Annotated in this window: 6 protein-coding genes; 1 reads left to right on the top strand and 5 read right to left on the bottom strand. The window is 48.3% G+C overall.

Features of this window, described 5'->3' with window-relative positions:
• Position 1 precedes the first annotated feature (1 nt).
• The gene (locus T360_RS0100800; RefSeq protein WP_197019244.1) at positions 2 to 1,711 is read right to left on the bottom strand and encodes an MATE family efflux transporter; all 1,710 of its coding nucleotides are present in this window, start codon (positions 1,709 to 1,711) and stop codon (positions 2 to 4) included.
• A 244-nt stretch (positions 1,712 to 1,955) separates the two neighbouring features.
• Here T360_RS0100800 and T360_RS0100795 point away from each other — a divergent pair, with 244 nt between their 5' ends.
• On the top strand, positions 1,956 to 3,599 hold the full coding sequence (locus T360_RS0100795; RefSeq protein WP_028911095.1) for an AMP-binding protein: 1,644 nt from the start codon (positions 1,956 to 1,958) through the stop codon (positions 3,597 to 3,599).
• Between the two features lie 212 nt (positions 3,600 to 3,811).
• On the opposite strand, the gene T360_RS0100790 is transcribed toward T360_RS0100795, so the two are convergent.
• From T360_RS0100790 to T360_RS0100775, 4 genes are all read right to left on the bottom strand, one after another.
• The gene (locus T360_RS0100790) at positions 3,812 to 5,491 is read right to left on the bottom strand and encodes a nucleoside kinase (RefSeq protein ID WP_028911094.1); all 1,680 of its coding nucleotides are present in this window, start codon (positions 5,489 to 5,491) and stop codon (positions 3,812 to 3,814) included.
• A 7-nt stretch (positions 5,492 to 5,498) separates the two neighbouring features.
• Positions 5,499 to 6,038 (bottom strand): hypothetical protein, encoded by a 540-nt coding sequence (locus T360_RS0100785; RefSeq protein ID WP_155949338.1) that lies wholly within the window; start codon positions 6,036 to 6,038, stop codon positions 5,499 to 5,501.
• Positions 6,039 to 6,057: 19 nt separating this feature from the next.
• Positions 6,058 to 8,121, bottom strand: a complete 2,064-nt coding sequence (locus tag T360_RS15580; RefSeq protein WP_081772639.1) for a PP2C family protein-serine/threonine phosphatase — start codon at positions 8,119 to 8,121, stop codon at positions 6,058 to 6,060.
• Between the two features lie 96 nt (positions 8,122 to 8,217).
• Positions 8,218 to 9,609: an MFS transporter gene (locus T360_RS0100775; protein WP_028911091.1), complete on the bottom strand. Its 1,392-nt coding sequence runs from the start codon at positions 9,607 to 9,609 to the stop codon at positions 8,218 to 8,220.
• Positions 9,610 to 9,615: the final 6 nt, after the last annotated feature.

Raw genomic sequence — 9,615 nt, 5'->3', positions numbered from 1 at the left:
TTCATTCTATTTTCCAAGACATAAATGTCATATTCTGACCATACATATACTGATAATCTAAATCTGGGCAGAGGCCATTCAGGATTTTCAGGCCATTTTTCCGTTTGTTCTCATCAAAATGAACGGGATCGAAAGCCCTACCGTCATCTTTGACAGAAACTATCATTTTCCCGTCGTGCGAATGGATGTGCACATCGATGTAGTGAGACAGGCTGTTTCGGCCAGCATGGTAAATGATATTGAGCAATATCTCTTCTGTACAGAGGGTAATATCATTAGCCATTTTCTTTTCTATTTTACACTGGTCCAAATAGTTATGAATCACCTGCAGCGATTCTGCTACACGCTCTTTCGTGGCGCCGATGGATATGTTAAGCGCCTCTTTCTCTTCGGCAGTGGCTATAGGAACCAATGAGAGATGCGTGACGTTCTTCTTTTTCATTCGCACTACCTCAGTAATCAGAAGGGCCATAATGATGGCCATAATACCGGTAAAGGGGAAAGAATACCAGATGGCGTCATTGCCCGCAATCTCCGGCCATATCAACAAACTTGGTATAAGGATTAAAGGAAAAGAGGATACTACAACTACCGTAAGTATCAAGTAGCCCTGCATCTGATAAATATTAGCCAGCGTGAGTGCCAACAGAATAAAGGGGAGCATGGGGGCGAAGATGCGCAATACACGGTTGGTGTAAAGGGTCAGTTCCGGCGTATTGGAGCCAAACAACGTTCCGATAAGTTCGGGGAAAAGCTCGATAATGCAAACTATCACTATCAAACTACAGAAAACCATGACAAGAGCTCTCTTGACAAGTATTCTAAGACCAATATAGTCTTGCTGTCCTCTGAGAAAACCGCCTATGGCTAGTGTTGTTGAGCCGATACCGCTGGAGAACATCATTCCGATGGTTAACAAGTTGATACATATTGATAAGGTAAACATACCATCGGCCCCTTGTTTGTCCTGAATAATGTTGTTCATCAGCAGGAACATCACCGTCAATACCAGGTTGCCGATGATGAGTGGCGTACCCTCAAGGGTGTTCTCACCCAGACTCTTAAAGTCCGACTTTGAGAAGGGATTGATACGGAAGGAGCACTGCTTGCCATAGAGATAGCGAGAAAGGAAACAAATATTAAAGAGTGCTGATAGGATTGTGGCATAAGCTGATCCTGCAATACCAAGATGGAATACGCCTACTAACAGCAAATCAAATGTAACATTCACAAAAGCCGCCATCACAATAGAGCGCGTCACCAGCTCAGGATGCCCATCAATAGAAACCGACTGATCGACAAGGGTTGATGTCATCGTGACAACAGCACAAGTCATCATCACCATCATGTAACTATCAAAATAAGGACGGAGACGCTCTTCATGACAGATCATGTCTGATATCTGTCCTTGGAATAGCCAGCCCAGAACAGCTATTAGCCCGCCAACAAACATAATGGAAAGCAAGGCAGTTGAAAGAAGATGCTCTACCCGACTTTTATCACGTTCACCCAATGCCCGTGCAGCAACAATCGTTGCACTAACGCCAAACAGGGTGCTGAACGAAGTTATCAGCAACGAAACGGGCATAAAAAGATTGACAGCCGACAGGGCATCTGGGGCTACCAGATGACTCACAATGATGCCATCCACAGTCGTATTAACCTGAGTTACGGCCATAGTGAGGATACTAGCCAAAAGGAAATTCTTCATTGCCTTGGCTATTAGATATGGATTGCGGTTAAATAGAGTTACATTCGTTCCTTCTGTAGTCATAATTATTGGTATATGTTGCAAATATAGATATAATTTATCTATCAAATAACAGAGACTTTGAATGTTTTCATTTTTTTAACACATAGTATTAGAATATTTTAAAAAATAAATTGTCTCTTGGACTTTTCAACTAATATCTTTATATTTGCAGCATAAATAAAACTATAAGTACTACATCGAAATGCAATTTAAAACACTTAGTATCATCAAACAGCTGGAATCCGTCATGCGTGAGCATTGGGATCACGAGGCATTAACAGACTGGGGAAATAACGCGACATACAAATATGGCGACATCGCTGTACGAGTATGCTATATGCACATGCTCTTCAAATCGCTGGGCATCAAACCTGGCGACAAAGTGGCCATCTGCGACAAGAACAGCAGCAACTGGGCCATTGCCATGCTGGCCGTTCTCACATATCGCGCCGTGGCCGTGCCTCTGCTGCCCGACTACAGCAAGATGCAGCTGAAGATGCTCTGCGAGCACTGTGATGCCAAGTTTATGATAGCTCACCACCGACTGGCCAACCTGTGGCCAGATGGCGACTGCCCTATGTATATGCTCGATGTGGAAGACTTGCTGGCTATGACACCATCGGCCCTTACCGACCAAGTGGAGGAAAAGGCATTCGCCATGTTTGCAGAGCACTACCCCAAAGGCTATAAAAAAGAACATCTGCACTACGAAGCCGAACAGCCCGACGACCTGATGATACTGAGCTACACCAGTGGCTCTACAGGCAACCCTAAAGGCGTGATGCTGCCATGGCGCTCGTTACAATCTAACATGGAGTTCGCATTCGGTGCACTTCCAAACGATGGAAGTATGAACATGTTCCTGATTCTACCTATGGCACACATGTTCGGATTTGCCTTCGACTTTTTATATGGCATCCTGACAGGCTCACATCTACATATCCTCACCAAGGTTCCTGCCCCGAAGATCCTGCTCAAAGCCTTCGAAGAAGTAAAACCCGACATTTTCCTTTGTGTGCCTTTGGTCATGGAGAAAATCATCAACAACCGTGTGCTGCCTTTACTGAGGACACGAAAGATGGAGATACTGATGAAGGTGCCCGGTGTGCGACAGCTGATATGCAGAAAGATTCGCAAACAATTATATCAGGCATTAGGCGGGAGAGCCTACGAGGTTATCATGGGCGGAGCAGCTCTGAGCAAGGAGGTAGAGAAAGTGCTGCACATGATTAAGTTCCCCTACACCATTGGCTATGGCATGACAGAATGCGGGCCTATCATCACCTTCTCCGACTGGAAAGAGCATCGTCCGGGCTCATGCGGAAAGGCTGCTGTAAACATGGAGGTAAAGATTCTGAGCGACGACCCGCAGAATGAGCCTGGCGAGATAGTGGCCAAAGGTGCCAACAAGATGTTGGGATATTATAAGAACCCAGAAGCCACTGAAGAAACTATCGACACAGAAGGCTGGCTACACACGGGCGACCTAGGTGTGATGGATAAAGACGGCTTTATCTATATCCGCGGGCGCAAGAAGAATATGCTGCTAGGCTCCAATGGCCAGAATGTATATCCTGAGGAAGCTGAGGATCAGGTGGTATCCTACTCTGTCTTCGACGAGTGCGTGGTGGTGAAGCGCGAAGACAAACTGGTGGGTCTGGTATATGCCTCAGACAACACACTCCAAACTTTGGGTTTACGACGCGAGGAACTTGACCTTGACAGCATCTGCAAGGAGGTAAACCAACACCTGCCCAACTACTGCCAGTTAGCCAAGCTTGAGCAGAGAGACCAAGAGTTTGAAAAAACGCCTAAGAAATCTATCCGGCGCTTCTTATATAAATAAGGTGAAACAATCTTATTAGAGGTATATTATATTCCCAATGGTGGGAACGCAATGTTCCCAAGCAGGGAACAACGCGTTCCCTTGGTAGGGAGTAAATATGCCCTGACTGTTTTTTTGCAGCAGTTTCAAAAAAATGTCTCCATCTCTCAACAAATCTTCTGAAACCCGCATAAACACAGGGGTTTCGAGAGATGAGGGCTTTTTTAGAAATTCTAATATTTGAAGCTGCTGCCGCCTACGAACTCACGCATGATGCTGGTGGGGGGAATCTCCTTATCGCTGATGGGGATAAAATAGTAGAGAAACTTCAGCAGGCGATGAGCCTCGGCATATTCAGGACAGTTCTTGGGCACAGACGAGAGGATGAGCTCGGCATGGGTACGCAAAACGGCAAACTCGATATTGAGCGCCGAGTTGAACATCACATCGGCTGTTTCCTGGAAGGGGGCTATCCATAAATCCTCAGCCTCGCACACGCTCTTCCATTGGTTGATGGTTTCACGGGCAGAGAAAGCACCTTTATTATAATCGCGGATGATGCGGCGCAACAGGCGGTTGTCTTGCGTTGGAATCCAGTTGTGGTCGTCGAGCGAGATACTGGTAAGGGCAGAGATATAGATCTTATACTTGGCCGAATCGGGAATCTGCTTGGTGAGCAGAGGGTTCAGGGCATGGATGCCCTCAATGATGAGCACACTATCATTGTTGAGTTTAAACTTCTTGCCATTCCACTCGCGCTTACCAGTCACGAAGTTATACTCGGGCACCTCTACCACCTCGCCCTTCATCAGGCGCTCCAGATGGTCGCCCAGCAACTTGTAATCTACTGTCTCGATATTATCAAAGTCGTACTGGCCGTTAGGCAGTTTGGGGGTATCGACACGGTTCACGAAGTAATCGTCGGTAGAGAAAGAGTAAGGACGCAAGCCACAGGCCAGCAGCTGCACAGAGAGGCGCTTACAGAACGTGGACTTACCTGAGCTTGACGGGCCTGTGATGAGCACCAGACGGATGGGGTGCTCAGGGTCGTGGAAACGGCGATCTATCTCCTCGGCTATCTTGACTATCTTCTTTTCCTGCAGGGCCTCGCTCACCTGTATCAGCTCTGAGGCATGACCACGCAGGATGGCCTTGTTCACATCGCCTGCATTAGAGAGGCGCATGATCACATCCCAGCGCACCTTCTCGGCAAACACCTCGAACGTGCGGGGCATATCCACCTTGGGTGCCAGCTGTGTAGGGTTGCTCTTATCGGGCACACGCAACAACAGTCCGTCGTGATAGCGCTCCAGTCCCCACACCTTGAGATAGCCAGCCGAGGGCACCAGTGGGCCATAATAATAATCCACGGTATCACCCAGGGTGTAATAATCGGTATATATCTGTCCGCTGGTCTCAATCAACTTCACCTTGTCGGCAAAGCCACGCTCACTAAACACACGCACAGCCTCGTCGGTAGTGGCCTCGGTACGGCGGAAAGGCAGATCGAGATCAACAATCTCCTTCATACGCTGACAAATCTTGGTTATATCCTCATCGGCAAGCGGTTCGCCATTTTTCTTTTTGAAGTTGCAGTAGTAACCTTTGGAGATGGGGTGCTCTATGAAGAGCTTACTGCCTGGAAACACGTCGCTGGTGGCCTTGTAGAGCACAAAACACAGCGAACGTACATACACACGGAAGCCCGAACCATGAGTGGCATCGAGAAACTCTACATCGCGATTCTGATACAAACGGAACTTCAGTCCCTGCGAGGCATTATTCACCTTGGCAGAAACTACGGGATATTTTAAGTTGAGATCGGCGGCAAATGCCTGATAGACATCTACCAGCGAAGTTCCTTCGGGAAAACTCTTAGTGACATTGTTGTTCTTGCAGCGTATGTGTAACATGATATGATTATTTTTTCAGACTTACCTTATCTATTGCTATTTTTTCATTGCCAATACCCTCGATAGCCAATCTGGCCTTTTCACATGAGGCACAGGCTGCCAACTGGGCACTGTAGTGCTGCCACTGGTTGCCTTGAGCCAGGATGGTGGCTTCGGCCAATGACTTGCCGCTCTCATCCACCAATCGGATGATAAGCTGCTTGCTGCCTGTGGTACGCTCCTCCTCGCGAAGAGCGGGAATAAGACGCAGGCTGACAGAGAAATCGTAGTTTGCACCCTCAGTTATACTGATGCCATCAAAACCCTCATTATAGATAGTGTCGGAAGCTATGACGGCATAGTTGGGATTATCCTGACTGATAGGATCAACATGCACCACTACTACTGGCTTGGCAGCATCCCAAGCTGTGGTGGCCTGAGTGCCACGCTCCACACGAGCGTTAAGCTCGAAATCACCATTACGCACCAATTCCTCTTGCTGAGCCTGGACGGACTGAGCGCACAGCGCTAGCATGGATATCACACAATAATATTTCAAATTCTTCATATCGGATATAATAAAAAAACTATTTCACACGCAGACAAAGCAGGGTAAAGTCGTCGTTTGGCTCTGCACCGTCGCGATGGCGCTCCACCTCGTTCTTCAAGGCTTTTACCACCTGACGGGGCGTCAGCTCGCTGGAACGTTTGATCATAGCCAACAAGCTGTCGTCGCCAAACTGCTCTTGCTGAAGATTCTCTGCCTCGTTCAGACCATCGCTATAAACAAACAACAGTTTATTGCGGATGTCATCAATGGATTCGCCAGTATAGGTCAGTCCCTCCCATAATCCGATAGGCGCATTGGGCTCCATCTCCAGGAAATGACTCTCACTGCCATTGCCCAGCACGGGGGGATTATGGCCGGCATTACAGAAATCTAGTCGGCCTGTGGGCAGATGAACCATGCCAATAAACATGGTGATAAACATGCCGTCTTCGTTATGTTCGGTCAACTCTGCATTCAGTTCGGTTGCTATCTTGGCTGGCGTGTAGTGGCGCTTCACCATGGCTCGGAACAAACGGATCACCTGCGCCATGAAGAGGGCGGCAGGCACTCCCTTGCCCGATACATCGCCCACACAGAAGCACAGGTTGTCGCCAATGATGAGATAATCATACAGGTCGCCACCCACCTCTTTGGCTGCTGTCATCGAGGCATAGAGTTCAAAGGCGTCATGCTGTGGAAACTCGCTGGGCACCATCGACATCTGGATATGGCGCGCGATGCGCAGTTCGCTCTCGATGCGCTCCTTGGCGGATGTGGTCTCCTCCAACTGACTATAGGCTTCCTTCAACTCCTCATGCGCTTTCGACAACTTGATGGTTGACTTCTGCTTGTAGAGCATATAAGCCACAAAGAAACCTGTGATAAGGAAGAGTGTGATGATAGCGGCAATCTGGCGCTCACGCAGTATCGAAGCCTCTTGCGCGGCTATCTGTGTCTCCTTCTGCTGCGTGTCGTAGATGGTGGCCAGCTCGGCTGCATCGTCAACTCTGGAACGGTCGATGGCTGCGCTGAGCGAGTCGCAGATATAGGTGCTGATGGCATAAACAGAGTCTTTGCGCCCTGCCATCAGGTTGGCCTCGTATTTCTTCAGGAAGTAGGTCTGGATGTTGTCAAACGAGAACTCCATGTGGTAGAGGTTCACCAGTTCGTCGAGACGTTGGAAACAATCGGCGGCCTCTTGCCATCGGCGGGCTTTGATGAAATATTCGCCGGCATCGAACACGCCTTCTGGACTCTTACTGAACTTCGTGTTCTTAAACTCGTTGTAGGCAGTAAGCGACTCCTGCTGGCGCCCCAGGTTGGCCAGCGCTGTGGCACGATAGATATTGACACGGGCGCGCTGCTTGTCGAGATAGGTCTCGTCATCGCCAAAGGCACCTTCGTATTGGTTCACCAGCTCGCTATAACGCTCACACCAATACAACCCCTCGTCATACAGATGGGTGGCATTGCTTGAGTAAGCCATGTTAACAACGCCGGCAATGGCGCCCTTGTACGACTCCTCGGTAGGCGAAGCATTGATATGATCGATATGTTTGGAGAAAGCACGCCTGAAGGATTTCTTAGTGGCATCCTCCATACGGGGGAAGCGCGCCTGACCACAGCCGATGAAAACTAACAGATTAATATAGTCGGTAGTAGTGTCGCAACCCAGCTCTTCCAGCTTTTCGGCTGCAGCAATAGCTTCTTTCAGCGAGCCATCGTAGTCGCCTTTCAGATTGAGCAGATTAGCCAGGCGACTGGCCGTCTTGGCGTAATATCCCACCTGGTGAGGGTCGCTGACATCCTTCAACTCGCCTTCTGCTTTCTTCCAATAAAACTCAGCAGCACGCTTCTTGCCTTCACGATCGCTGGCATAGCCACGCCAGTAGTAGGCCTCAATGCTCGATAGTTCGCCTGTCTTCTCCAAACTATCGGCTAGAGAGAATAACAACGGATAGTCCTTCTGCTTGTAAGCATCAAGGACTAATCCGTCGGCTGTATCTTTTGCTAATCCTGTTTCTTCCCGTTCTCCGCATGCTAACAAGAGTACGACAACCAGTGAGAAACAAGCTAGTAGTTTCCACGTACTTTGGCCCATTCTACTGCCCGATTATTAATTCTTGTGGGCAAAGATACGGAAAAAGATTGGAATTTGCAAGTTATTACTTCAAAATATTACGTAAACACAATGCTTTTATCCGCGAGCCTCAATCTCCTTATTGATCTCGTCGAGGCGCTCATCTGTAAGTGGATACTTATAAATAAGGCATCCCACAACAATCAAAAGGGCGGCTGGGATAATACATGTGAACCACAGAATGGCATTCTGAGCGGTAGTTGAATACTCGGCCAGATGGGTGTAATAAGCATTTACTGGTGCGCTGATAAACGAAGCCAGGAATACCGTTACAAAGATGCTGAGCACCAACTGCAAGCACTTGTTGGCCTTAAACTCGGCAAACATCTCGCCATAGCTAACGGGCTTCTCGGGTGTGGTGGCGATGCGCTCCTTACAACCTGTGAAGCAATAAAGCAGCAGCACAAAACCTACGATGGCAAACACACAAGTGACTGTGAACCAAGCGAAAGGATCAGTAGGCAGTGCCGACTCCTCGCTGGCCAGGTCGAAACCAATCATACCCATCACCAGTGGTGTAATCCAACCAGCAATAGAGAAACCAGCCTTGAAGGCTACACCTGCCAGCGCATTCACGGTTGCTGCAGGACGGTTGCCTGTACGATACTCTGCCTCTGTGATAACCTCGGGTACAAGTGCCCACATCAGCGAGCCAACCAACAAACCTACACCTGTCATCACCTTGGCAGTCTGCACAATGGTGTTAGCACTATTCACATCGAAGAACTTACCGATGGTGAACAGGATAACAAAACCAATGAAGCCGATAGAAAGCAACAGATAGTAAAGGCCTTTCTTGCCAAACAACTTCTTGAGGAATGGCAGAGAAGGCAGGATGACGAAGGCAGGAATGGTACCAATGGCCATGAAGATGGCCTGATTCCAGTCGATCATGGTATGAGCAACCATAGCAAGACCGATGGGGAAACCAGCCTGAACAACAATCTGACCGATGTTGGCGCATACCATACGGGTAGAGGTGAGCTTCAATACCTCATCATTATCGCGGGTCATGCTGGCCATGATAGAGCCATAAGGGATATTCACTACCGAATAGATCATACTGAGCACAGTATAGCTGACGGTGGCATAGATAAGCTTCAAGCTAGGCGACCAGGTAGAGGCCTGGGGCAACATCAGCAGGCAGGCTGCCACAGTAAGGGGGATACCGCCATAAAGCAGATAAGAACGATACTTACCTAACTTAGGATTGCGATTATCGATATAACGTCCTACTACAGGACTCCAGAAACAGTCGATAAGACGAACAGAGAGAATCAATCCACTTACGAAAGCAGGATTAATCTTCAATACAGTTGTCAGATAGAGCATGAGATAACATGCTACGGTCTGGAAAATCAGGTTCTGCGCCAGGTCGCCCGATCCGTAACCGATGCGCTGGAGCCATGATAGCTTGTAGAAGCCTTTGGTTTCGTTAGTTGTACTCATAAAAAT

It is taken from the genome of Prevotella sp. MA2016 (assembly GCF_000619825.1).
In the GTDB taxonomy this organism is placed as follows: Bacteria; Bacteroidota; Bacteroidia; order Bacteroidales; family Bacteroidaceae; genus Prevotella.
Note: the sequence above shows the minus strand (reverse complement) of the source record. Positions and strands in the feature narration are given on the sequence as shown.

What these genes read in the sequence shown, in the direction of transcription:
- T360_RS0100795 (WP_028911095.1), top strand. Translation starts at nt 1,956, where the DNA reads ATGCAATTTAAAACACTTAGTATCATCAAACAGCTGGAATCCGTCATG.
- T360_RS0100800 (WP_197019244.1), bottom strand. Translation starts at nt 1,711, where the DNA reads ATGAAGAATTTCCTTTTGGCTAGTATCCTCACTATGGCCGTAACTCAG.
- T360_RS15580 (WP_081772639.1), bottom strand. Translation starts at nt 8,121, where the DNA reads ATGGGCCAAAGTACGTGGAAACTACTAGCTTGTTTCTCACTGGTTGTC.
- T360_RS0100790 (WP_028911094.1), bottom strand. Translation starts at nt 5,491, where the DNA reads ATGTTACACATACGCTGCAAGAACAACAATGTCACTAAGAGTTTTCCC.
- T360_RS0100775 (WP_028911091.1), bottom strand. Translation starts at nt 9,609, where the DNA reads ATGAGTACAACTAACGAAACCAAAGGCTTCTACAAGCTATCATGGCTC.
- T360_RS0100785 (WP_155949338.1), bottom strand. Translation starts at nt 6,038, where the DNA reads ATGAAGAATTTGAAATATTATTGTGTGATATCCATGCTAGCGCTGTGC.